Raw genomic sequence first — 25,844 nt, 5'->3', positions numbered from 1 at the left:
TTTTGGCAGCAAGCAAAGCGAAATATTTTACTGCCGGCATTATTCCTTACATTATATGGGGAACAATGTCGGTTCCTTTACGTAACATAAAGAGTTTTCCTCCTCAGGAAATTCTTTTTTATCGCCTCCTGGTTTCGATTATATTGGTGTGGGCAACAATTTTTATTTTTAGAAAAAAAGCATTATCAAATGATTTAAACTTTCTAAAATCGATATCCAGCAAGGAAAGAAACAAATTATTCGTATTAACCTTTCTTTCTGCAGTATTAATTACCGGTAACTGGTTTACTTACATTTATGCCGTTAATAGCGTAAGCTTAAAAGCCGCTGCATTCGCTTACATGGTTTGCCCTTTGCTTACAGCTTTATGCGGCTTTATAATCCTTAAAGAACAATTATCAAAAGCAAAAATTATAGCCTTAATAATTGCGTTTGTTAGCATTGCATTGCTGGCAACCGGTTCCTTACACGAAGTATTATGGGCAATAGTTGTGGCATCATTCTATGCGCTATACGTTATTGTTTTAAAAGTGATTAAGCATTTCGATAAGTTTAATTTTTTAGGCGTACAATTAATTATATCTGGTTTATTGCTGTTGCCCTTGTACTTTACTAATGCTGCATCTTTTCCGGTAAGTGGATTTTTTTGGGCACATATATTTTTAATCGCCATAATATTTACCATTATACCTCTATTCTTAAATTCTTATGCGCTTTTGGGTATGCCATCATCGGCATTGGGCATATTAATTTACCTAAATCCAATTGTAGCTTTCGCTGTAGCTTTTTTCTACTTTAAAGAACAGATAGATGTTCATCAGCTTTTTGCTTATTTGCTTTTGCTAGTCTCTATTGTTATTTTTAATGCACAATTGATTAAAAGTTTGGTTACTAATAAGCAGTAAGATATTTTGTTCAACTCGATTTTAGATACACCTGTTGAATTTATAAAAGGCGTTGGTCCGAGCCGTGCAGATGTGCTTAAAAAGGATCTCGGTCTTTTTACCTATCGGGATATGCTCTCGCATTATCCATTTCGATACATCGATAGAACAAAGTATTATAAAATCAATCAGATAAACCTCGATTCGCAATACATTCAAATTATTGGACGCATTGTAAGTAAAACGCTTGTTGGCGAAAAACGTACAAAACGAATCATTGCTGTGTTTAAAGATGAAACCGGATTAATGGAACTGGTTTGGTTTCAAAGTTTAAAATGGGTTGAAGAAAATATAATGGTTGGTGCAGCTTATGTAGCATTTGGAAAGCCTGCTTTATTTAACAATACCTTCAGTATTTCTCACCCTGAGATGGAATTATACCAAAGCAAGGTTGCAGGCAGGGGAAACCAGACACTGCAGCCCGTTTACAATTCTACCGAAAAGCTTAAAAAATTTAATCTCGACTCAAAAGGTTTGCAACGTTTAATTGCCGGATTGCTTGATCAGGTAATTCCGCAAACTGATGAAAATCTTCCGGCATACATTTTAAAGAAGTATCAGCTTCCTGATAAGCGAACCGCGTTATTGAACATCCATTTTCCTAAAAATCAAACTGATTTAAATGCTGCAGAACGAAGGCTGAAGTTTGAAGAATTGTTTTATATCCAATTACAGCTTTTGCACAATAAACAACTCAGGCAGTTAAAGTTTAAAGGGGTTTCGTTTGATAAAGTTGGCGAAAAGGTTAATCGTTTTTATTCAGAATTTTTACCTTTTGAACTCACAAATGCTCAAAAAAGGGTTATCAAAGAAATTAGGATAGATACGCAGCGAGGCATACAAATGAACAGGTTGGTACAAGGTGATGTTGGAAGCGGTAAAACCGCCGTGGCCTTGATGAGTATGCTTTTGGCTAATGATAATGGCTACCAAGCTTGTATGATGGCGCCAACAGAAATTTTGGCCCGTCAGCATTACGCGTCCATTACAGATTTGGTAAGCGATGATTTGGTTAGGGTAGCCATTTTAACGGGCAACACCAAAAAGAAAGAAAGAACCATTCTTCATCAACAATTGGAAAATGGTGAAATCGATATTTTAATAGGCACCCATGCTTTAATTGAAGACAAAGTTCAATTTAAGAATCTTGGTTTGGTTGTTATCGATGAACAACATCGATTTGGAGTAGAGCAACGTGCAAAGCTCTGGCGAAAGAATGTAATTCCACCACATATTTTGGTCATGACGGCCACGCCAATTCCACGTACGCTAGCCATGACTTTATATGGCGATTTGGATGTTTCGCAAATTGATGAACTTCCTGCCGGTAGAAAACCAATCGAAACCCGACACTTATTTGAAGGTCAGCGCTTAAGGATGTTTGGTTTTATGAAACAGGAAATTGCTAAAGGTCGCCAGGTTTATATTGTTTATCCATTAATAAAAGAAAGTGAAAAACTCGACCTTTTGCATCTTGAAGCCGGAATTGAGCAATTAAGCTATCAATTTCCACGGCCAGATTACCAGATTAGCATTGTACATGGTAAAATGCCTAATGCAGATAAGCAGTTTGAAATGCAACAGTTTATTGATGGTAAAAGCCAGATTATGGTAGCCACCACCGTAATTGAAGTGGGTGTTAATGTGCCCAATGCTTCGGTTATGGTGATAGAAAATGCCGAGCGTTTTGGCTTGTCACAACTACATCAGCTTCGCGGCCGTGTTGGTAGGGGTGCAGAGCAATCTTTTTGTATATTAATGAGCAGTAACAAACTAAGCAAAGAAGGTAAAATAAGGCTCGAAACCATGGTGAGAACCAATAATGGCTTTGAGATTTCTGAAATCGATTTGCAATTGCGTGGCCCTGGTGATATTACCGGAACACAGCAAAGCGGTGTATTAGATTTAAAACTTGCCGATTTGGCTAAAGACCAAGCCATATTATCTGAAGCCAGGAACACGGTGATTTCAATCTTTGAAACGGACGTAAAATTAGAAAAACCCGAACATGCAATTTTAAAAGCACATTTGCAGAGATTAGAAAGGGGCATTTCTTTTGATAAAATTTCTTAATTGCATTAGAAATAAATTACAATCTTATGCAAAAAGCTAATGAAGTTTTAATTTTTCAAAACGTAGTTTTGCATAAAAATTTCTAATGGCAGATTCCGAACCCAATACCAATGCAATAAAACCTGATACCTTTGCGGCATTGCGCTATAAAGAATTTCGTTCGTTTTTGGGCATGCGTTTCTTTTTTACCCTTGCCTATCAAATGCAGGCTGTTGTAATTGCCTACCATATTTACGATTTAACACACGATCCATTAAAACTTGGTTTAGTTGGCCTTTGTGAGGTTATTCCAGCCATCTGTATTGCACTTTACGGCGGTTACATTGCCGATAAAAGTGAAAAACGAGCTTTACTCCTCAAAATATTTTCGGGTGTTTGGTTTGTTTCTGTTTTAATGCTGATTATCACCAGTAAATATCTCCATTTAAAGGAAGATGTTATTGTGCTGATTATGTACGGTTTGGTTTTTTGCATAGGCATTGCAAGAGGTTTTTTCGGTCCGGCCACGTTCTCTTTAATGTCTAAAATTGTACCCAGAGAATTGTACCCAAATGCCAGCACCTGGAGCACCAGCAGTTTTCAACTGGCAACAGTAATTGGCCCATCTTTGGGTGGTTTAGTCAATTGGATTTGGGGCATAACCGCAGCTTATACCGTAATTGTGGCCTTTGTTACCATTGCGCTTATCTGTATCCTAAGCTTTAAAAAGCACGAAGCAACATACCTTCCAACCCAAAACATTTTTAACAGTTTAAAGGAAGGAATTCAATTTGTATTCAAAACAAAAATGATGGTTTGGGCAATGAGCCTGGATTTATTTTCGGTATTTTTTGGTGGCGCAGTGGCCTTATTGCCAATTTTTGCAAAAGATGTTTTTAACCTCGGCTCATTCGGTTTGGGTATGATGCGTGGCGCTGCTTCATTAGGCGCTGTAATCACTATGCTTGCCATGACACGCTTTTCGCCAATGGGAAAACCCTGGAGAAATTTATTAATTGCAGTAACGGGTTTCGGTTTAAGTATTATCTGTTATGGACTATCGAGAAATTTTTATTTAACCCTGTTTTTCTTGTTCTTAGAAGGTTCATTTGATAGCGTAAGTGTACTTATCCGCCAAACAATTATGCAGTTGCTCACGCCCGATGAAATGAGGGGAAGGGTGTCTGCCGTAAATAGTATGTTTATCGGTTCATCAAACGAAATTGGTGAATTTGAATCAGGGCTTACTGCAAAATACATGCGCCTTGTACCTGCCGTTGTTTTTGGCGGCAGTATGACTGTGGCTATTGCATTTATCACCTGGCTAAAAACAAAACCGCTTACAAAACTAAGTTTGCAAGATATTAACGAGCAAACTGCTAAAGGATAAAGAATTAATTATATTGATTTGGAAAGGCAGAACAGCACCAAAATTTAAGCATCCTCCTGCTTTTCCTCCAATCTTTTGTCAATGTAAGTATGAGCTTGTCGAAGACCTGCTCCAAAAAGTATTTCCGTGCAATCAGGTTTATTTACAAAAAACTGTGCTCCAACGTTGGTTTCCTTAGAAAAGAATCCGCGAAAATCTGCGATTCTTATCAATTAAAATCTGCGGGAAAAAACCTTAAAATTTCCTGTTCTTTCCCCAGATTAAATAAGTTATCGAGCCTAGAAACTGCGCCATAATAATTATGATAAACAAACCTGTGCTACAATGTTCGTTTCCTTAGAAAAAAATCCGCTAAAATCTGCGATTCTTATCAATTAAAATCTGCGGGAAAAAACCTTAAAACTTTCTGTTCTTTCCCCAGATTAAATAAATTATCGAGCCTAAAAACGGCGTCCTAATAATTAAGATAAACAAACCTGTGCTACTGTGTTCGTTTCCTTAGAAAAAAATCCGCGAAAATCTGCGATTCTTATCAATTAAAATCTGCGGGAAAAAACCTCAAAACTTTCTGTTCTTTCCCCAGATTAAATAAATTATCGAGCCTAAAAACGGCGCCATAATAATTATGATAAACCATAAAGCTTTAACACTAAATGCCATTTCACGATTTCGGGAAATATGATAAAGCGCAATTAAAATTAATATCAGCCATAAAATAGCCGGAATAACAATAAATAAAGCAATCTGATTGCTGTTAACGGTGGTTTGTAATAGCATAAATGTGTCGGTATATTATGCTTCAACAATCCGCTCGCCAATTTGTTGGCGCCACATTGCCTGATATAAGCCTTGTTGAGCAATCAGTTCTTCATGTTTACCTTGCTCAATAATGTGCCCTTTCTCCAAAACATAAATCACATCAGCATGCTTAATTGTTGATAAACGGTGCGCAATCAAAATGGTTATATGGTCTGTTAAGTCAGATACATTTCTAATCGTTTTGGTAATTTCCTCTTCAGTTATCGAATCTAAAGAGGACGTTGCCTCATCAAATACTAATATATCTGGTTGTCTTAATAAAGCTCTTGCAATAGATAATCGCTGTTTCTCACCACCTGAAACTTTTACACCACCTTCGCCAATTAGCGAGTCTAAACCTTTATCCGCACGGGCTAATAAAGTTTGGCAAGCGGCCTGATTTAATACTTTAAAACATTCCTCATCGGTTGCCGTTGGGTTTACGAAAAGCAAATTCTCTCTAATTGTGCCCGAAAAAAGTTGTGTATCCTGCGTTACAAAACCGATTTTTTCGCGTAAAGCATCTAAATCAATCTGCTTGCTCGAAATACCATTGTAAAGCACATCGCCATCTTTAGGTTGATATAAACCCACCAACAATTTAACCAAGGTTGTTTTGCCAGAACCTGATGGACCAACGAAAGCAATGGTTTGGCCATTGTGCGTTTTAAATGAAATATTTTCGAGTGCGTTTCTGTTAGCGGTTTGGTGCTTAAAACCTACATCACTAAAAGTTAAATCTTTTATTTTTTCTATGGATACCGGATTATCTGGCTTTTTATCAATCGGTGTGCTCAAGATTTTCTTGAAATTTCCTAACGATACTTCTGCCTCCCTCCAGGCTAAAATTACATTTCCTAGTTCTTGTAATGGTCCGAAAAGGAAGAAAGAGTAAAACAAGAAGGTTAAATACTGACCGGCGGTAATGGCATTATCGAATATAAGCAAGAGCAGAACTAAAATCATTGTACTTCTTACCAGGTTAACGGTAGTGCCCTGAACAAAGCTCATGCTACGAACATATTTTACCTTTTTAAGCTCCAAACCTAAAATTTTGTAAGTAGTTTTATTTAACCTTTCAATCTCCTGATCTGCTAAACCTAAACTTTTTACCAATTCAATGTTTCTTAGCGATTCTGTTGTAGAACCCGCCAAAGCTGTAGTTTCGCCAACAATAGAACGTTGAATGGTTTTAATTTTTCGGCTTAAAAACCAACTTACAAAACTGATGATTGGAATGGCAGTAAAATAAACCAGCGTAACTTTATAGCTTATCGAAATCGAATAAACAATAACGAAAATCATCCCGATTAAGCTTACGAAAAGAATGCTTATAAATGATGTGATGAATTTTTCTGAATCTAAGCGTACTTTTTGCAAAATGCCCAAAGTTTCGCCACTTCGCTGATCTTCAAAAACCTGATAAGGTAATTTTAACGAATGCTGCAAACCATCGGCATACATTTTTGCGCCAACCTTTTGTACAATAACGCTGGTAAAATAATCCTGAAAGTTTTTGGCTATTCGCGAAACCATGGCCGCACCAATAGCCAAGCCGATTAAACCTAAAGAGCCCCATAAATATTGGCTGTAGGTAAGTTTGTCTTTCTGATTTATAAAGCGATCTAAAATTCTGCCCGTTATATATGGGTCTAAAAGTGAAAAACCTATATTTAAACCTGCAAGCAATAACGCTAAAACCACAATCCATTTGTGGTTTTTCAGGTAGTCTAATAATAATCCCATTAAAGTTTTGTTGTTTGTAAGTGCAAACATAAAAAAAGGGAACGGATAAAAATCCATTCCCTTTTTTTATGACTTTTTAAAAAGATACGAATGTATCCTTCTGTTACTAAAATCCGTATCTCAAACCAATTTGAGCTTGCCATGGATTACCTGTTGGAATTACTACACCAGTGTTATTTAAACGGTAGTTGTAATTTGAGGTTGCAGCATCAAACCCGGTAACCGCATAAAGTGCTTGTGTACCTAAAGTTTCTGATGTGCCCCAGGTTTTCTTAAACAAGTTGGCTACGTTAAATAAATCGCCAGAAATTTCCAGGCTTTGTTTTTTGCGTGGTCCGAATCTAAACTCGTAAGCTAATCTTAAATCGAAAGTACCGTAAAAGCCATTTATACCGCCGTTACGTTGAGCAAAAGTACCTTCGTATTTGGTTATATAATCTTTTAAACTCTGGCTTGCATCGCCATTGGCTAATAATGTTTGTAAAGCTGTTCTTAACGCTGCCGGCACATTTGTATTTGATGGACTAAAGATGTATGCTAAGTCATTTGTGGCAACGAAATCGCCGTTTGTATTGCCTCCAGATAATAAACTGTATCTGGTACCACCAATACCCGAATATCGAATACCCGCTTTAATTCCATGGAATGATGGCAATGTACCATAAACTACAACTTTGTTTCTAAACTGACCATTTGAATAAGTCATATTACTTAAATTTCTAGGGTCATCAACTACAGGTAAAGATAAAGTTGCCGAATTTGCTACGTTACCATTAAACGAAGTATTGTCTTTCGAATCGTTGTAGGTAAAGCTGGCAGAGATTTCACCATCTTTAAAGTATCTCCATGTTCCATCTACAACTACAGCAAACTGATTAACTTTACCTTTGCTGTTTAACTCTAAAACTCTACCAAACGCATTTGTTAAACGACCGGTTTTCCAATCCGTAGTTCCGTTACCCGGAATAATTGTATTAGCAGGCACATATACGCCTCTGTTTCCTTCATTTGATAATGTAAAGAAAGGATTTGCAACCATGTTTCTATCAACGTACATGTAGTTGTTACGTGCTAATGTTACGTAGCCAGTAATACCAATACGTATTTTATCATTTATTAGTTTGTTGTAAGATAAGTTTGCTTTGTAAACCACAGGTACCTTAGCATCATCAGCATAAGTATTAATGGTTGGAATTTGTAGCGCTGCTAATGTTGGCGCTGTTGCGCTTCCGTTTCTGTAGCCAATAAAGTTAGGCGTTGGTACGCCTGTACCCGTAACATCAACCGTTGCGAAGTGTTTACCATCAAAGGTAAGGTTGTTAATGGTCATGTAGTTGTTAATATCTGAACCAAAAATACCTGCTCCAAAACGAACGAAATCTGTTCTGTTTTCATTAATATCCCAATTCAGCTGAACTCTGGGCTGAATTAAAAATTGTTTTAATTTATTATCAGTTCTTACCCCAATCGCATCAAATAACTGTTGGTTAAGTGGCGAAGTTGGATATTTACTAAAGTCTAAACGTATACCGCCTGTAAAGTCTAAACCTTTGCCAAGTTTAGTTTGCATTTGACCATAAATTGCAGAATTCCATAAATTTCCAACAACAGTTGGATCAGCAACTAAAGGAACTTCTCTGTAATAGCTGATTGGGATTAAGTTGTTAAAATTTTGTAAGGAGGTTTGTTGATTTCCTGCCGCGGCAGTACCCGATCTGTTAAATGTGAAACGACCATTAACCTCACTACCGTATAACGATTTGGCGTGGGTGTACATAATGTCTATACCGAAAGTATATTTAATTTTATCGGTGTTGTAATAGAAATTATCTACTAACTGGAAAACGTTATTGGTAAAACCTTCTTGCCCGAAACGGTGCCCACCAATTTGAACTGCTGTAGCTAATGTTGCCCCGGTAGTAGGAGAAATAGACTCTAAGTTGGAAACAACAGCCCTTGGTATAGCAAAACCTAATTCATCATTTTGAGTACTGGCCTGATAGGTATATAAATGTTGTAATTTTAGTTCGTTAGTTACTTTGCTGCTAATTGTAGAACGCAATGTTGCCAATAAACTGTTATCAACATTTTTATCGTTACCATAACTTTCATAGAAATTTATCGCAGTATTATCGCCTAAACCTAATGGATTTCTATCATTGGTGTAGTTATCTCTAACTGTTAATAAATTCTTATCATTAATTTGCCAGTCTAAACGAAGAAAACCTGCATCTGTACCTCTTTTTTTAGCAAAAGAACCAAATTGTTGGGTATTAGCAACGCCATATTTGCTTCTTGCAACTGCTAAGAAGTTATTTAACGTACTGTTTGTAATATTAAAACGAGCAACATCTGCATCAGAATTAATATCTGCAATTATCAAAGGACGAGAATCTCTTTGATGATCCCAGGCTGCGAAATAATGTAATTTATCTTTAATGATCGGTCCACCTAAGCTAAAACCGTATTGGTAAGTAGAGAAATCGTTAGTTCGAGGATTTCCTCTGATGTCATACTTACTTGCCAGGAAATCAGCACGGTTATAAGCAAATGCACTTCCGGTAATTTCATTTGTACCAGATTTTGTTACCGCACTAATGGTTCCGCCACCCGAACGACCCAGGCTAACATCATATTGGTTTGTAACCACTTTAAACTCTCTAACACTTTCTATCGAAATAGAATATGGAGCGCCACTACGGCTGGTTGTGCTGCCGGAAGATGTAGGGTTTTTAGCAGTCATACCATCAATAGTGAAATTGGTGGATGAACCTAGCTGACCAGATATACCACCAGGACCCGCCAAGGGCGATAAATCAGTTAAACTAGAAAAGTTACGACCGTTTACTGGTAAAATGTTCATCGTTTTTGATGAAATTTCAGTTGAAGCGCCAAATTGTTGTACTTTATTTTTTAATGAAGTACCGCTAACTTCAACATCGGTAAGGTTTTGTGAAGCTTCTTGCATATTGATAGAAACTTTAACCACATCACCAAGATTTAACATGTAACCACTTCTTGTTTGTTCGCCATAACCAATATAAAGTGCTTTAATTGAATATGGTCCACCTAAAGGAAGTTCTTTAAATGTGTATTCTCCTTGTGCATTTGTTGATGTTCTGGTTGTAAAACCTGTAGAATTGTTTTTAACCTGAACGGATACACCAGGGATTGGTTGTTTTTTTTCATCGGTAACAATACCGGAAATTGAGGCTTGGGTTGTTTGTGCTTTTAGGGAATTTGAAACACAAAAACACAGCATTAATACTGCTAGGAGTAAATTTTTTACCATGATAAGTTTTTCTGATTTTATGCTGCAAAGTTGCTGTAGTAGTATTAATTGAAATTATATTTATCATTAAGAAATGGTTTAGGAATAGTGTTTTTTTACCTTCTTTATTCATAAAAAAACGGCCAATAAATTAATACTGACCATTACTTGTTAAGTTTATGTTAGCTTATTTCTTTTCAGCTTCGCATTTATCGCTGAATTGCTGTTTGGGATGTTAGCAAAGTGCATCCTTAATAGGAATGATTTTAGGATTTCAAATCCTTGTTTCATCAAAACTTCGAGATGCCTTTCAGAACATCTCAGTCTGGTTTAAGTGTTCCTACGGATCACTTAAATTCCATGTGAAAAACAAGGTCTCCTGACCGACATTTGGCATTGAGTTGTATTAATTCACTCTAGGTCTTCGTTTTTTAATAATAATTTAAGTGACCGCTGAAAAAGCGAACACTTAAACTAGAGGGGGGTTAGGATAATTTGATACGTGTTACTTAATTATCGTTCAATATTTGTTCTATCTAATCCAAAGTAATCTATTAACCATCTGTTATCAACTTTTGTGAGCGTAAAAATGTATTGGTTAATATTAGTAATATCAAACTTTACTAATGCTTTATCATATATTATTCGAATTTTTGCAAAACGTCCCTCTTTTATGTGGTCCAATATATCTTCAGGCTCGAAACCAAAAATGGCATCAACATTCAAACCAGGAATTGCAAAGTCCCCCTCTCTGGCTGAATAAGGCTTTGAACCCTTGATATCATCAGCAATCTTTTGATGATACTGCCTTAAATCATTTATAAAAGATTCTGATAAATAATTACTTGATCTTAAGTGAACCAAATATTCTTCAACTGCTTTCATGTCTACACTTAACTTTATCATTGTATCTATTTGCTCACGAATAATAATTGGATGATATTCTATGCTCGGGTCGTTTTTTTTTGTTGTATCTAAAATTTGATCCATCCGATACCAGTTTAAAAAATTCAGAATTGTGCCTTTAATTTTTGCTATATCGTCATTACCTTTTTTTTGGCCATAACCAAAAGTTGAAAATATAGAAAGTATAAGTATAAATATTGGCTTCCTCATGATTCTATTTTTTTATGCTTTTCCGAACTTGAGTTATAATATAATCATGCATTCCTGCTAAATTTCTATAGCCTACTATAGCCGTTTTTCCTGTGATTTTTCCGGTTGCTGAATTATAATATAACCTATTATTATAACTTGCTCCGGTAGAAGGATTATTCGTTGCACTATCTACAAACTGAAAGTACTTACCATTAATATCGGTTCCCATTCCAACTATAACCACATAATGATCGGTGGAATTGTCTAGATTGGCAGCTGGTGGACCTGGTCTATTATCGACTCCTATTAATACTGGTATTTTTTGATTTAGCGAACTAATCACATAACTAATGGCTTTTTTAGTTTCAGCCAAATCTACGCCGTTTTGAGTAGTATAAATTGAAAATGTCTGCGATCCTGGCAAATAACCAGAACAGGTGTAACCCGCTTTACCAAGTTGTTCCTTAGCTAATATTAAACAACTTACATCTTTCGGTTGTCCATTAGGACCAATTGTTTGTCTTAATGGCACAAATTTTTCAAATTCTATTACCCTATTAACAGTAGGCCATGGCTGATTATCCTGATATTGCTGATAAACAGTTTGATCAGAATCAAATAATATTTGATCATCAGGGTCTGTCCAACTGTCTGCATCAGGATTGGTGATGATCGTAGTAGTTGGAAAAAACTGATTTGTAAAATCATTGAGATTTACACTAGGATTTTGCATTAAATACCCTACTGCCCAATTAATAAAATCCTTATTTTCAGGGGTATCTCCATTGGCAAGTGTATAATCTACAAGAGCACCATACACATTGCTATTTGATAATAAAAAGTTTTGTTTATTTAAATCGGTTATGCCCATATAGTTGGCCATATATTCTCTTGCTTCGAATATTGGACTCTCTGGCAAGGGTAGCCCATAACAAGACATAACCCACTCCTGCCCATTAGGAGCAGGATAATTTGGAACAGTATAATTTGGGTCTGGATTACAACTTGGCAGATAGTCCGTCCAGTTAGTAACGCCTCCACCACCTGAATGCGATGTTGGAGTCCATCCATCGTAATTTTGGCTATTATTATTTTCAGGCTCCTGGTCTGGTTCATCCCCTCCACCACCGCTCCATACAAGGCCACAAATTGTTTTGCCACAAACATTACAACTTCTCCAATCGCAAGGAGGCGCTGTGCAAGTGCAAACACCTGCAGGTAATCGTATACAGTATGATTCAGCATAAACAGGCAGAGTTAAATGCGTTTCGGTTGCAGACATTATTTTGCCTTTAGCTCCTAGAGCAGTTTTAGGTTGTGGCTGAACTGTGTTATAGGAGTAACACTTTATCAGTTTGCCAGCCCAGTCTTTTACAAATACTTGTCCTCTGTAAGCATTACTTTGTTTCTCAAGCCATGAAGCTTGTGGAACAAGCGACACCCACTCTGCATGAATTTGCTCAAGACTGTCTTTGTACATTAACAAATAATTTAACGAGCTAAAAGGTATAACTGATTTTGTTTTTGAATTAACAATTATTTCCGCTTTCCCGAAATCTAGAGGTATTTTAACCGCTTTGCCTGTCGAAATTAATTTTTCGTAAGCTTTATCCCAGATTGGTTGTTTACTATTTAGCAAATCATGTAAATTTACGCTGTTTGATAAAGGGCCATTGCTCATCAGCTTCTTAGGCTTCGCATTCTGCCTTAAGTTCGAATCAAAATAAGCTTTTGCCTCAGCAATAGAAATACCGTTATGAAGGTCATTAGATTCGGGTTTTAATAAATCTTTCTTACAACTTTGCGCCACAAATAGGCACATTAAGATTAGGCAAGCCATAGCTTTGCCTTTGCTGAGCATTAATTTATTCATCATTTTTTATAATTAGTTTCTGTTTGGTTAGGGATGATGAATACTTAAATATAAAATAATAAACTTAAACTTTAGCTAAAATGACATGAACGACATACGTGGCCACATGAACGACATAAAATAGCCTAAAAAATAAAAATCCCTCCACCGAAATGAATCGGTGAAGGGATTAAAATGATTTGTTAGATGATTAACTTATTTCTTTTCAGCTTCGTATTTATCGCTGAATTTTTTATCAAGCTGTTTATGTAGGTTATCCAGGTTAATATCTCTTCCCTGGATAAAAGCCTGCTCCACTTTGTTTGTTCTCATGTCCAAAGCATCACCTGCTGAAATAAAGAAAGTTGCATCTTTTCCGGTTTCGATACTGCCGGTAGTTTTATCTACACCCATAACCTTTGCAGCATTTAGCGTAATGGTTGATAAAGCTTTTTCTTTATCTAAACCCCAAGCGGTAACTGTTCCGGCCATAAATGCTAAATTACGTTGTTGCCAGTAGCCATCGATACTTAACACCACATTTAGTCCTGCGTTAGCTAAAATAGCTGCATTTTTATAAGGCATATTTACGTCATCGTCGTTATTATTTGGTAGTGCATGAGGTTGTTTTACCACGACAGAGATGTTATTGTCTTTAAGGAAATCGATGACCAAATAAGCCTCATCTGCGCCGGTGATAACCGGCGTGATTCCGAACTTTTTAGCAAAATTTACTGCCGCAACAATATCTTTCTGACTTTCGGCTGCGATGAATAATTTTTCTTTACCAGCGAAAACAGGTTTCATTGCTTCAAAACGCGTGTTAATTACTTCTGCTTTTCCCATTTCTGAGTATGCTTTTGCTTCGGCAAAGAAAGAAGTTAACTGGTTAATTGCTGCCTGCGTTCTTTCGTTAAGCATTTCCGGAGAAACCTGCGGGCGACCAAAACCGCCAAAACCACCACGGAAACGAGGCGTAACCGGCCAGGTCATGTGCATAGCATCATCCTTTTTAATCGCTGCATCTTCCCAGTTCCAGGCATCCAGTTGTACAACAGATGAACTACCAGATATTGTGCCGCCTTGTGGTGTAGGTTGTGCCATTAAAACACCGTTACTACGTAAGGTTGCCGGAACTTTCGAATCGGTATTGTAAGCCACAATAGAACGGATATGTGAGTTGAAATCACCTATTTCCTGATAATCTAAAGTTGCTTTTATAGATTCAGTTTCTGCTAAACCTAAATTTGTTGTTGCTGCAATTAAACCCGGATAAATGTGCTTACCCGAGGCATTGATGCGTAAAACATCATCTTGCGGAACCTGTCCATTCGCCACTACCGAGATAATTTTTCCGTTACCAAAAAGGATAGTTCCGTTTTCAATAACCGTTCCGTTGCCAACATGAACTGTTGCTCCGGTTATGGCAATGGTTTTAGTTTGTTTTTTTGCTGGCGATATGTTTGCCTGAGCAAAGCACATCAGGCTAGATGTTGATAAAGCCAGACTTAAGATATACTTTATGTTAGTGTGCATGGTCTGTTTCGTTTAAGTCTGCTGAATAATCTCCTAAAGTTTCGCAATTGTATAAACGTGGTGCAGGGCCAAACGGACGTTGTGTACGACCGCCGGTGTTTTTGCTTTCCAACATTTTTTGAATTAAGCGAGCTTTTTCTCCTTGTTGTGTTTTCATTACCTGAGCATCTTTTTCCAGATCCCAATAAGCCACGCCATCAACAAAAGTTTTTTCTGCTTTTGCATAAATAGATAATGGGTTTGCCGACCAGATTACTACGTCAGCATCTTTACCAGGCTTTAAACTGCCAACCTTATCATCAATATGAAGCATACGAGCCGGGTTTAAAGTCACAAATTTTAAGGCATCTTCTTCCGGAACATTACCGTATAGCACTGATTTTCCAGCTTCCTGATTTAAGTGACGAGCCATTTCCGCATCATCAGAGTTAAATGCTGTTCTTACACCAACGTTGTGCATAATTTTGCCATTGTATGGAATTGCCTCTGCAACTTCGTTTTTGTAAGCCCACCAATCAGAAAAAGTAGAAGCTGCAATGCCATGCGCTTTCATTTTATCAGCTACTTTATAACCCTCTAAAATGTGCGTAAAAGTGTTGATTTTGAAACCTAAACTATCTGCAACATGAATTAACATATTGATTTCGCTTTGCACATAAGAGTGGCAAGTGATAAAGCGTTTGTTATTTAAAATTTCAACAATTGCATCCAATTCTAAATCGCGGCGAACAGTATTACCTTTAACTGCTCTTGCTTTTTCGTACTCTTTTGCACGTGTAAATTCATCTACAAATGTTTGCTCAACGCCCATACGGGTAACCGGGAAACGTGCGCCAGTACCAAAATTACTTTGCTTAACGTTTTCGCCTAAAGCAAATTTGATGAAACCATCAGCACCTGCAAATTTTAATTCTTCTGGTGCTTTACCCCAACGTAATTTTATTAATTGAGATTGCCCACCAATGGGATTTGCCGAACCGTGTAAGATTTGTGAAGTAGTAACACCACCAGCCAACTGGCGATAAATGTTTACATCTTCAGAGTTAATGATATCCGCAATACGTACCTCAGCAGAAACAGACTGTGCACCCTCGTTAATGCCTCCGCTACCTGCAATGTGTGAGTGCTCATCAATTATACCAGCAGTTACGTGTTTGCCTGTACCATCAATAACTTTTGCACTTCCTGCTGATAAGCTTTTTCCAACGGCTTTTATTTTGCCGTTTTCTAAAAGCACGTCTGCATTTTGCAAAATTCCTTCTTTTTCGTTAGTCCAAACGGTTGCATTTTTAATTAAAACACTCTCTTGTTTTGGTATTTCTGTATTTCCGAAAGCACCGAAAGGATAAAGTAAAGAACCCATAGCTATTGCTGGTTTTGGTTCATCGCGTTTTGGCGTTTCTTTTGCAGCTTCTTTATAAGTTGCTGTAAATTTTCCAAAAGTTCCATCAGGCAAAGCTACTTCGCCTTTAAAAGTTAGTGGATTTGCAGAGGTTAAATAACCACTTAAACGAACATCTCCTTTAGGGTTTTTCTTTAAATTGAAGTTGATGCTTAGCCAGTCGCCGTTTCTGGTAAAAGTTGCAGTTGTTTTTGTGCTGTCTGCACCAGTTCTTTCAATTGCTGCACTAGAGCCGCTACCAGTTCCGGTAACTTTTAAAATTAATGCTCCAGCAATACCATCAACATTTAAATTATAAGTACCACGAACATCAGAAACATCCATTTTATTTACAATGAAACGTTTTCCTTGTACCCAGTTTTCGAAAATGATATTCTCTTTTTTAAATAAATTATCAGATGATATTAAGAAGTTGGCTACTTTACCTTTCTCCAGTGAACCCACTTTATCGTTTATACCTAATAAAGTAGCTGGTATCTCCGTTACCGAAGCTAAAGCTTGTTTCTCCGTTAATCCATTTTCTATCGCAGTGCGGATGTTTGTCCAGAAATCGCGTGTGTTATCTAACCCGAAAGAGGTTAATGCAAAGTTAATACCTGCTTTTTCTAAAGCTGCAGCATTAGTTGGTGCCATTTCCCAGGCTTTCATTTGAGTTAATGTAATGTTTCTTGCCTCTGCCGGGTCTTCTACATCATATGCTTTAGGGAAAGTTAATGGAATAATTAAACTTGCACCAGTCGCTTTTACTTCTGCAATTCTTTGGTATTCATCGCCAGTAGATTTAATAATGTATTGTTTACCAAACTCTTTACCAATTTTATCGGCACGAAGTACGTTTGCCCAACCATCAACCTCAAAAATTTGAGGCATTGCCTGTTGCTTGGCAAATTCATCCAAAGAAATATTATACTCTTCTTTTTGTTTGCCATACCATTGCGCATCGTAATAAGTTTGGCGAAGCAAAGCGATAGAACCCATTAATGAAGTCGGGTAATCGTTTGATGATGTTCCTTTATTAAAAGAATAATTGGCTGCGGTTTGATCTTTTAGATAAACGTTGTTATCTGCACCATCATTTAAAGTTACAGCGGCTGATACGCCGCGGGCAATACCATCGCGACTGATAGCGTTTACACTACCAAAGCCAGCTTTACGTAAATCATCTGCTTTTTTGCTATCAACTGTAAAAATATTTTTTACATAGGTTTCAGGTCTGATAGATTCGTTCCAACCGTATGCTCCTTTTTTGGTTGATACAAATATAGATTGGCGCTGACCGCCAAATCCGCGAGCCTGAGTGGCTGCATCTGGTGTACCATAACTCGAAAAGGCATCAACAAGTGATGGGTAAATAAATTTTCCTTTCAAATCTACAATCACATAACCTTTTGGAACAGCCAAACCAGCACCAACGGCTTGTATCGTTTGTCCTTTGATTAATAATGTTGCATTTGACAAAGTTTTTGTGGCATTTACTACAATTGTTGCGTTAGTAAAGGCAAACATTCCTGGTCTTGTATCGTATGAGCCATTAACAGGATAGGTGGTTTGCTGTGCAAACAGAATTGTAGAGGAAAATACCAGCGCTAAGGCGAGTAAAATTTTCTTCATAATATGTTTAGGGGGTTTATTTGCTTTAAAACTAATATAAATTACTGTTCAATTTGTTAATTAACCTATTTTTTACAATAAATATTTATTTTTGAGGGTTATAAAAATAAAATCATGAACGAAATTCTAAAAAGTGCGCATTCAGGTTGGCGCTATGTTGTTTTTGCATTACTAATTGTTGCCGTAGTTAAAGCATTATCGGGCTGGTTTGGCAACAAACCTTACACTGAAGGCAATAGAAAGTTAAACGTGTTTACCTTAATTAGTGCACACATCCAGTTGCTTATCGGATTGGTGCTTTATTTTACCGAAGGTTGGTATGCTATGAGCAGTAAAGGTGCGCCTGCGGTTCGTTATTTTAAAATGGAACACATCAGCATGATGATTATCGCAATTATTTTAATTACCGTTGGTAATGCGAAATCAAAAAAAGTTGCCGATGCTGTGGCTAAACATCGTACTATTGCCACCTTTTTTGGTTTGGGTTTACTTATCATCATTGTATCTATTGCCCTTATGGTTAAAGAAGTTCCGGGAAGAAGCTTTTTTGGTATTTCTTAATGATATGTTAATCAAATTTATTTGAAAAGCAAGTTTCAGCATATATTAAAGCAAAGCCCTGCCATTACTGCAATCTTTTTGTTTAAGGCAGGGCTTTAATTTAAGTTTCTGAAACAAAAAGTATTTTCGCGCTGTCAGGTTTATAAACTTAGGCCTCGTACATCTATTCATAGTCATACCCCTCAATTTGGTTAATAAATCAAACCATACATTAAACTATTTTTATAAAAATTTTCATTTTTCAAAATTCTTTATATTTTTGCTCTATATGATTAACAATATACATGCATGGCTTTGGCAAGGTAATTCAAAACAGAATTGCGCCGGCTGCGTATGATGAAAATATTCTATCATCCTAAATCTTAAAAAGAACCATTAAAGCCCGGCGTAGAACCACACGCCGGGCTTTTTATTTTTATAATAATAATTCAAAAGGGGAGAGATTGCTTCGTCGTTCCTCCTCGCAATGACGAAAAGATAATGTTTAAAATAAATACACAATACAAGAAAATGCTTGCCGATACCACTACTCCGGTTAGTATTTACCTTCGCCTTCGCGATGTTTATCCGAATAGTATTTTATTAGAAAGTTCTGATTACCATAGTAGAGAAAATTCTATGAGTTTTGTTTGTGCAGAGCCTGTTGCCGGAATTATTTTAAAAGGAAATCGGTTGGAAACTTATTTCCCCGACGGAACCGTTGAGATTAAGGAAACAGAAAACTTAACTGAAGAAATTGTGGATTTTAAAGATAAATTTAAGGAAACCGAAATCCCTGAAATTAAATTTATTACCAGCGGTTTGTTTGGCTATTTTACCTGGAACGCCGTACAGCACTTCGAAGATATTAAGTTCAGTTCTGAAACACCAGATGGTGAGGAAATTCCTGAAATGCAGTACCACTTATACCGATATATTATTGCTATAGACCATTTCAAAAATGAAATCACTTTGTTTAGAAATTCATTTGAAGGCGAGGAAGAAAGTGGTTTGGAGAAAATGGAATATTTAATTCAGAATAAAAACTATCCTGAATATAAATTTCAAACCAAAGGCGAAGAAAAATCAAACCTTACCGACCAGGGCTTTATCGATTTGGTAGAAAAACTTCAAAAGCATATTTACCGTGGTGATGTTTTTCAAATTGTGCCATCAAGAGCTTTTAAGCAAGCATTTACTGGCGATGAATTTAATGTTTACCGTTGCCTTCGTTCTATAAATCCATCGCCGTATTTATTTTACTTCGATTACGGCAGCTTTAAGCTTTTCGGTTCATCGCCGGAGGCACAAATCACCATAAAAAATAATACTGCAAATATTTTCCCAATTGCCGGAACCTTTAAACGTAGTGGTAATGATGTGGAAGATGCAGAGCAGGCAAAAAAGTTAGAGCAAGACCCAAAAGAAAGTGCAGAACATGTGATGCTTGTAGATTTGGCTCGAAACGATTTAAGCAGGCATTGTAATCGCGTTGAGGTTAAATCATTCAAAGAAGTTCAATATTATTCTCACTTAATACACCTCGTTAGTAAAGTTAGCGGCCATTTGCAAGATGATGTTAGCGCTTTTAAAGTTGTGGCAGATACTTATCCGGCCGGAACTTTAAGTGGTGCGCCAAAATATAAAGCCATGCAATTAATTGATGAAAACGAAAAACTAGGTAGAAATTTCTATGCAGGTGCAATAGGTTTTATGGGCTTTAACGAAGATTTTAATCATGCCATAATGATTAGAACTTTTATGAGTAAAAATAATGAATTGCATTATCGTGCTGGCGCCGGAATTGTAGCCGATTCTGTACCTGTAACTGAAATGCAGGAAGTGAATAATAAAATTGCTGCGCTTAGAAAAGCAGTTGAAATGGCGAAAGAGATTTAACCCCCAAACCCATAAAGGGGAGCTTAATAGCAAATTTTGAAGATTGTATATAAAGGATTTTTTTAGAAAGGATAGAAATGAATAATAGTAATATTCCCCCTTCAGGGGGCAAGGGGGTGGTTCTTGTAATCGATAATTACGATAGCTTCACCTACAATCTGGTTCATTTGATTAATGAGGTTGGTTATGAAGCTGAAGTGTGGCGTAATGATAAATTTGAGCTTGCTGATGTAGATAAATACGATAAGATTTTGTTATCTCCAGGTCCGGGAATTCCGGAGGAAGCGGGTTTGCTTCTTGATGTAATAAAAACTTATGCAGCCACAAAAAGTATTTTTGGCGTATGTTTAGGTCAGCAGGCCATAGCCGAAGTTTTTGGAGGAACGCTTTTAAACCTTGGCAGACCAATGCATGGTATTGCTACTCCGGTTACGGTTGTAGATGGCGATGAATCTTTATTTTGGGAATGCCCGCAAACCATTAATGTTGGGCGATACCACAGTTGGGTAGTAAGTAAAGAGAATTTTCCGGATTGTTTAAAAATCACAGCAAGAGACCACAAGAGCGAAATCATGGCTTTAAGACACGAAACACTAGATGTTCGGGGTGTACAATTCCATCCTGAAAGTGTGCTTACCGAATATGGTAAACAAATGATGGAGAACTGGTTGACCAGTTAAAAATAAACACGTCATTGCGAGGCACGAAGCAATCTCATCAATAGATTGCTTCGTGCCTCGCAATGACGATAGCTTAGAAAAATGACTATTTTAGATAAAATTGTATTACGTAAAAAAGAAGAAGTTGCTGATGCAAAGCAGTTGGTTTCAGTTGCTGATTTAGAGCAATCGACTAATTTTAACCGTACACCATATTCTTTTAAAGATTTCCTTTTGGCTGATGATAGAAACGGAATTATTGCAGAGTTCAAGCGTCGTTCACCATCCAAAGGTTTAATAAATGGAATTGCTGATGTTGCTGAAGTTACCAAAGCCTACAGCGATGCCGGTGCTTCTGCGCTTTCTGTTTTAACAGATGTTGATTTTTTTGGCGGTAAAACCGAAGATTTAATTGCAGCCAGAGCAGCCAACAATATTCCGGTTTTAAGAAAAGACTTTATTATTGATGAATACCAGATTCTGGAAGCTAAAGCCTGGGGTGCGGATATTATTCTCTTAATCGCTGCAATATTAACTCCAAAGGAAATTAGCGATTACGGCAAATTTGCACAAAGTTTGGGCTTAAATGTATTGTTAGAAGTTCACGATTTGGAAGAATTAGAACGCAGTATTTGCCCTAATTTAGATGCAATTGGTGTTAACAATAGAAATTTGGCTGATTTTACGGTTAATATCCAAACTTCTTTTGATTTGGTTAATAAAATACCGAATGAGTTTATGAAGATTTCGGAAAGTGCAATTAGCAATCCGGAAACGATAAAAGAACTTAGAAATGCTGGTTTTAACGGCTTTTTAATTGGTGAAAATTTTATGAAAACCGATAATCCGGGTGCTGCGATTAGGGATTTTGTAACGCATCTGTAATTCTTTCTTTGCCACGGAAGTACGTAATTTTTTCGTCATTGCGAGGCACGAAGCAATCTCAGTAGTAGATTGCTTCGTGCCTCGCAATGACGGCTGCCTTATGCAGGTCGCTTTTCTGTCTTTATAAAACTTTTATTACATCTCTATGGTTTCTATGTGAAATCACATTTTACAAATTTTGTATCTTTGTTGCATTAATGGGAAAACAGAAATTTTATGATACTGCGATAAAGCAGGAGCGGGTAATTTTGGTTGGTGTGGTTACACCCGGCGAAAAGGAAGAACAAACAAAAGAATATCTTGACGAGCTTTCCTTTTTGGTTGAAACCGCAGGCGGAAAAGTGGAGAAGGTTTTTACACAAAAAATGCTTAAGCCAGAGCGTGCTACTTTTGTAGGTACAGGTAAGCTCGAGGAAATAAAGGCCTATGTAAAATCAGAAGAAATTGATACGGTTGTGTTTGATGATGAATTGTCGCCATCGCAACTGCGAAATATTGACAGAGAATTAGGTGTTAAGGTTTTGGATAGAAGTAATCTGATTCTGGATATTTTTGCCAACCGGGCACAAACAGCTCAGGCTAAAACACAGGTAGAGTTAGCGCAATTGCAATATGTTTTACCGCGTTTAACTGGTATGTGGACGCACCTTGAGCGTCAAAAAGGTGGTATTGGTATGCGTGGTCCTGGTGAAACGCAGATTGAAAGTGATAGAAGGATAATTTTAAATAAAATCTCGCTGTTAAAAGAGCGTTTAAGAAATATTGACAAGCAAAACGAAACGCAACGCAAAAATCGCGGTCAGTTAATTCGTGTAGCGCTGGTAGGTTATACAAATGTTGGTAAATCAACGATTATGAATATGCTTTCGAAATCGGAAGTATTTGCAGAAAATAAACTTTTTGCTACGCTTGATACTACTGTTCGTAAAGTGGTGATTGAAAATCTTCCATTTCTTTTATCTGATACGGTTGGTTTTATTCGCAAACTTCCTCACCATTTGGTAGAGTGTTTTAAATCTACTTTAGATGAAGTTAGAGAAGCTGATTTATTGATTCATGTTGTTGATGTTTCGCATCCGAATTTTGAGGATCAGATAAACACCGTAAACGAAACTTTAAAAGATATTGGTGCAATTGATAAGGATATGATTTTGCTTTTCAATAAAATTGATGCCTATGTTTCGCCGGAGGTTGATGATGAAGACGACGATGGAAAATTAACGCTTGAAGAATTTAAACGCAGCTGGATGAGCCATGATAAGGTTCCGGTTTTATTTATTTCAGCAACTGAAAAGGAAAATATCGAAGAGTTTAAAACATTATTATACGATAAGGTTAAAGCAGCGCATGTTGCAAGGTACCCGTATGATAGTAATTTACTTTATTAATTGATAGAGTAAGCAATTTTCAAATTTCAATTATCAAACCAGCAAGGTGCGAAGTTTCGTAGATAATAGCTAAGCTGATTTTTTAATGATTGCATTAAAGATTAACATAAGTTGTTTTGCTTCATCAGCTAATGTAGATTTTACCAAATTAAGTTCAGGTTTGTCTTCTATGTCGATTAGATTTATCCAAAGTGCTGTTTCTTTAGCTTCTTTGCGACAAACTTTTACACGATATATAAAATCAGCTTTACTCAATGCTTCATTAGCTTCAATGTAATTCGCGGCAACTGAGCCTGATGAGCGTACAACTTGTTTAATATCTTGAATGTTGATGATTGTTTGACTAACGTTTTTACAGTATTTTCTGATAGATTGTGCAAAGTGAAATGTTCTATCTTCAAGATTGAAATTTGTTTCATTCATAATATGGCTTAATAAAACTTGGGATATTAGTTATCGAGTTTGATATTAGGAATGTTCTTAAATAAATATAGTATTTTTACAGCAATAAAGAATTTTGTAGTTGTTTTTCAGATACAATCGTTATTTTATTTTTTTGGCGTTTGTGGTTTGATAATTGACTATTGAAATTTGAAAATTTTAATATTATGGAAAGTAAACGTCAGCAAAAATTTGCAGGAGTGCTACAAGAAGAGTTAGCACAGGTTTTTCAGCGTGAGGGTGCTGCATTTTTGCCAAACACATTGGTAACCATCACTCGTGTGCGTGTATCGCCCGATTTAGCGGTGGCAAAAGTTTATTTAAGCTTTTTTAATACCAATAATACTACGCTTTCAATCAATACAGTAAATTCACATGCCGGAGAAATCAGGTATAAATTAGGGTCTAGAATTCGCCATCAGGTAAGGGTTGTTCCAGAACTTACTTTTTTTGTTGATGATACCAACGAATATGTAGAACGGATGGATCATCTTTTTGATAAGATTGCTAAAGAACCAAGACAACCAGACGAAGAAGCAGAATAGTTTTTGATGAAAACTTTTGAAGAAGTTATTTTAGCAAATAAATCTGTAGTTGGTAAAGTTGTCGATTTCAATCTACAAAGTGATAAACTATTAGCACTTGATTTTACCGCAGCAAATACGGCTTTAACAGATGAAATTTTAGATAATACAGATTTATTTTCGGCTTGGGTAAATAATGAACTCGAGGCGAATGGCGCCAAATATGGCATTGGCGGTTATAATGAACATAGAACCATCTACTCTAGAAGCAGACATTTTGATACTGGCGAAGAACCCAGACGATTGCATTTAGGTGTAGATATTTGGGCGCCTGCTTTAACTCCAGTCTATAATTTTTACGATGCTACCGTTCACAGCTTTGCCAATAACAATAATTTTGGTGATTACGGCGCAACTATAATTTTAAATTACAAAATAGACGGTTACGAATTTCATGCCTTATACGGTCATTTAAGTCTGGCCTCTTTAGATGGTTTAGAAACCGGTAAATTTATCCCGGCAGGAAAGGCATTTGCAACTTTAGGCATTAAAGAAGAAAATGGTTTTTGGCCGCCACATTTGCACTTTCAAATTGTAAAAAATATGGAAGGCTGTGAAGGCGATTATCCCGGCGTGTGTAAGTTTTCTGAACGCGAAAAGTATTTGGCTAACTGTTTAAACCCAAACTTGATTTTAAATTGCAGCCTGAAATCACTTTAATCTTTACGCTTTAGCCTTTTACCTTTTTTACGTAAATTAGATAGATGAAAAAGTTAATAACCCTTTGCTTTATTTTATGCACTATATTTGCACAAGCACAATTGCAGTTTAAAAATGGGCCGTCTGGTTTTGCAACTTTCATTAAGAATAACACCATTTATCCGCAATTTTCAAAACAGAATTGCATACAAGGCAGTGTAAACATCAGCTTTAAGTTAAATAAAAGCGGTAAAGTATACTCATCTAAAATTACAAAAGGAATTATTTCTGATTTGGATAACGAGGCGTTGCGTTTAATTCGCCTGAGTAGTGGAAAATGGCAGATACCGGCAGGTTATGATACCACTGTTACTGTTGTTGTTCCGGTAAACTTTAAACTTTCGGGTTACGGTTGCGAGGGTAAATCAAGTAACGAAATAAAATCTGCAATTAACGCTTTTTTAGCCGAAGAGGGATTAACAAATGCAGTAATTAATTTCTATAAAAACATTGATACAGCTAAACCTGGTCAAGAAGGTCAGATCTTAGCCATCAAAACGCAATTAGGCATTGATGATGAATATTTCGACTCGTTGATAAATATGGGCTTGAAAAAAATAAAACAGGGAGATAAACAAGGTGCCTGTGAAGATTTTACTACGGTTAAAAATCTGGGTAGCGATAAAGCAGATAATTATCTTTCTAAACATTGTAAATAAATGCGTTTAACCGTTAGAATTTTTGCCCTTTTAGATATTATCAGTATTGCTTTGTTAGCGCAGCCTTTTTGGCAAATTATTACGCACTTTAAAGAAATTCCACAAGAAACGCTATCTCAAGTTAGAGTCGTTTTAACACTGCCAATGTTCTTGCTTCTTTTTATATCGGCAGCAGGCTTAATCATCTATAAAAAGTTTGTGCTTATTGCTTATTACGTTCAATTTCCTATCCGACTTATCATCTGGGTTTTTACGGTAGGTTTCATCACGCTACTGCCCGAGCTTTTCAACCTGAAAGAACTCTGGTTTGATATCTTTTTCAAAATTTGTTTCATTGCAGAATTTTTCAGATTATATTTTACCATCAAAATTCATCGTGAAACATTTTAA

The 25,844-nt window shown here is 36.6% G+C and carries 20 protein-coding genes; 12 read left to right on the top strand and 8 right to left on the bottom strand.

What is annotated here, in order from left to right; all coding sequences use genetic code 11:
- The first annotated feature begins 2 nt into the window (after window positions 1–2).
- The 3 genes from LUA90_RS11650 to LUA90_RS11640 all read left to right on the top strand — a co-directional run bounded on the left by LUA90_RS11650 (window position 3) and on the right by LUA90_RS11640 (window position 4,386).
- Window positions 3–905 (top strand): EamA family transporter, encoded by a 903-nt coding sequence (locus LUA90_RS11650; RefSeq protein WP_231460447.1) that lies wholly within the window; start codon window positions 3–5, stop codon window positions 903–905.
- 6 nt (window positions 906–911) lie between these two features.
- On the top strand, window positions 912–3,017 hold the full coding sequence (gene recG, locus LUA90_RS11645) for an ATP-dependent DNA helicase RecG (RefSeq protein WP_231460446.1): 2,106 nt from the start codon (window positions 912–914) through the stop codon (window positions 3,015–3,017).
- An 85-nt stretch (window positions 3,018–3,102) separates the two neighbouring features.
- Window positions 3,103–4,386, top strand: coding sequence for an MFS transporter (locus LUA90_RS11640; RefSeq protein WP_231460445.1), 1,284 nt, complete (start codon window positions 3,103–3,105; stop codon window positions 4,384–4,386).
- 558 nt (window positions 4,387–4,944) lie between these two features.
- Here the strand turns inward: LUA90_RS11640 and LUA90_RS11635 are convergent.
- The 7 genes from LUA90_RS11635 to LUA90_RS11605 form a co-directional block, all read right to left on the bottom strand.
- On the bottom strand, window positions 4,945–5,163 hold the full coding sequence (locus tag LUA90_RS11635; protein WP_231491029.1) for a PLDc N-terminal domain-containing protein: 219 nt from the start codon (window positions 5,161–5,163) through the stop codon (window positions 4,945–4,947).
- Window positions 5,164–5,178: 15 nt separating this feature from the next.
- Window positions 5,179–6,930 (bottom strand): ABC transporter ATP-binding protein, encoded by a 1,752-nt coding sequence (locus tag LUA90_RS11630; RefSeq protein WP_231460444.1) that lies wholly within the window; start codon window positions 6,928–6,930, stop codon window positions 5,179–5,181.
- 106 nt (window positions 6,931–7,036) lie between these two features.
- Complete coding sequence (locus LUA90_RS11625) at window positions 7,037–10,222, bottom strand: TonB-dependent receptor (RefSeq protein ID WP_231460443.1); 3,186 nt, start codon at window positions 10,220–10,222, stop codon at window positions 7,037–7,039.
- 492 nt (window positions 10,223–10,714) lie between these two features.
- Complete coding sequence (locus LUA90_RS11620) at window positions 10,715–11,317, bottom strand: hypothetical protein (protein WP_231460442.1); 603 nt, start codon at window positions 11,315–11,317, stop codon at window positions 10,715–10,717.
- A 4-nt stretch (window positions 11,318–11,321) separates the two neighbouring features.
- Entirely contained in the window at window positions 11,322–13,175 is a 1,854-nt protein-coding gene (locus tag LUA90_RS11615) for a hypothetical protein (RefSeq protein WP_231460441.1), read from the bottom strand.
- A 192-nt stretch (window positions 13,176–13,367) separates the two neighbouring features.
- Window positions 13,368–14,687 carry an amidohydrolase family protein gene (locus LUA90_RS11610; protein ID WP_231460440.1) on the bottom strand — a complete coding sequence of 440 codons (1,320 nt, stop codon included), beginning with the start codon at window positions 14,685–14,687 and terminating at the stop codon, window positions 13,368–13,370.
- Window positions 14,677–17,700: an amidohydrolase family protein gene (locus tag LUA90_RS11605; RefSeq protein WP_231460439.1), complete on the bottom strand. Its 3,024-nt coding sequence runs from the start codon at window positions 17,698–17,700 to the stop codon at window positions 14,677–14,679. Before LUA90_RS11605 ends, LUA90_RS11610 begins: the two co-directional genes overlap by 11 nt.
- Window positions 17,701–17,814: 114 nt before the next feature.
- Here LUA90_RS11605 and LUA90_RS11600 point away from each other — a divergent pair, with 114 nt between their 5' ends.
- The 5 genes from LUA90_RS11600 to hflX all read left to right on the top strand — a co-directional run bounded on the left by LUA90_RS11600 (window position 17,815) and on the right by hflX (window position 23,071).
- A complete protein-coding gene (locus tag LUA90_RS11600) occupies window positions 17,815–18,261 on the top strand; it encodes a cytochrome B (RefSeq protein ID WP_231460438.1) in 447 nt (148 codons plus the stop codon).
- A gap of 480 nt (window positions 18,262–18,741) precedes the next feature.
- Window positions 18,742–20,139 (top strand): anthranilate synthase component I family protein, encoded by a 1,398-nt coding sequence (locus LUA90_RS11595; RefSeq protein ID WP_231460437.1) that lies wholly within the window; start codon window positions 18,742–18,744, stop codon window positions 20,137–20,139.
- A gap of 77 nt (window positions 20,140–20,216) precedes the next feature.
- Window positions 20,217–20,819 carry an aminodeoxychorismate/anthranilate synthase component II gene (locus LUA90_RS11590; protein WP_231460436.1) on the top strand — a complete coding sequence of 201 codons (603 nt, stop codon included), beginning with the start codon at window positions 20,217–20,219 and terminating at the stop codon, window positions 20,817–20,819.
- An 81-nt stretch (window positions 20,820–20,900) separates the two neighbouring features.
- Entirely contained in the window at window positions 20,901–21,683 is a 783-nt protein-coding gene (trpC, locus tag LUA90_RS11585; protein WP_231460435.1) for an indole-3-glycerol phosphate synthase TrpC, read from the top strand.
- 197 nt (window positions 21,684–21,880) lie between these two features.
- Window positions 21,881–23,071, top strand: a complete 1,191-nt coding sequence (hflX, locus tag LUA90_RS11580) for a GTPase HflX (protein ID WP_231460434.1) — start codon at window positions 21,881–21,883, stop codon at window positions 23,069–23,071.
- Between the two features lie 69 nt (window positions 23,072–23,140).
- Here the strand turns inward: hflX and LUA90_RS11575 are convergent, their stop codons facing one another.
- A complete protein-coding gene (locus tag LUA90_RS11575) occupies window positions 23,141–23,494 on the bottom strand; it encodes a four helix bundle protein (protein ID WP_231460433.1) in 354 nt (117 codons plus the stop codon).
- Between the two features lie 185 nt (window positions 23,495–23,679).
- On the opposite strand from LUA90_RS11575, the gene rbfA reads away from it, so the two are divergent.
- Genes rbfA through LUA90_RS11555 form a run of 4 tightly spaced genes read left to right on the top strand, consistent with a single transcriptional unit; the run spans window position 23,680 to window position 25,844 of the window.
- A complete protein-coding gene (rbfA, locus tag LUA90_RS11570; RefSeq protein WP_231460432.1) occupies window positions 23,680–24,057 on the top strand; it encodes a 30S ribosome-binding factor RbfA in 378 nt (125 codons plus the stop codon).
- Between the two features lie 6 nt (window positions 24,058–24,063).
- On the top strand, window positions 24,064–24,756 hold the full coding sequence (locus tag LUA90_RS11565; protein WP_231460431.1) for a peptidoglycan DD-metalloendopeptidase family protein: 693 nt from the start codon (window positions 24,064–24,066) through the stop codon (window positions 24,754–24,756).
- Between the two features lie 44 nt (window positions 24,757–24,800).
- Window positions 24,801–25,454, top strand: a complete 654-nt coding sequence (locus LUA90_RS11560; RefSeq protein WP_231460430.1) for a TonB family protein — start codon at window positions 24,801–24,803, stop codon at window positions 25,452–25,454.
- Complete coding sequence (locus tag LUA90_RS11555; RefSeq protein ID WP_231460429.1) at window positions 25,455–25,844, top strand: hypothetical protein; 390 nt, start codon at window positions 25,455–25,457, stop codon at window positions 25,842–25,844.

This window comes from Pedobacter sp. Leaf170 (assembly GCF_920984665.1).
Classification (GTDB): domain Bacteria; phylum Bacteroidota; class Bacteroidia; order Sphingobacteriales; family Sphingobacteriaceae; genus Pedobacter.
The sequence above is the reverse complement of the archived record's forward strand: the minus strand, read 5'-3'. Positions and strand labels throughout refer to the sequence as shown.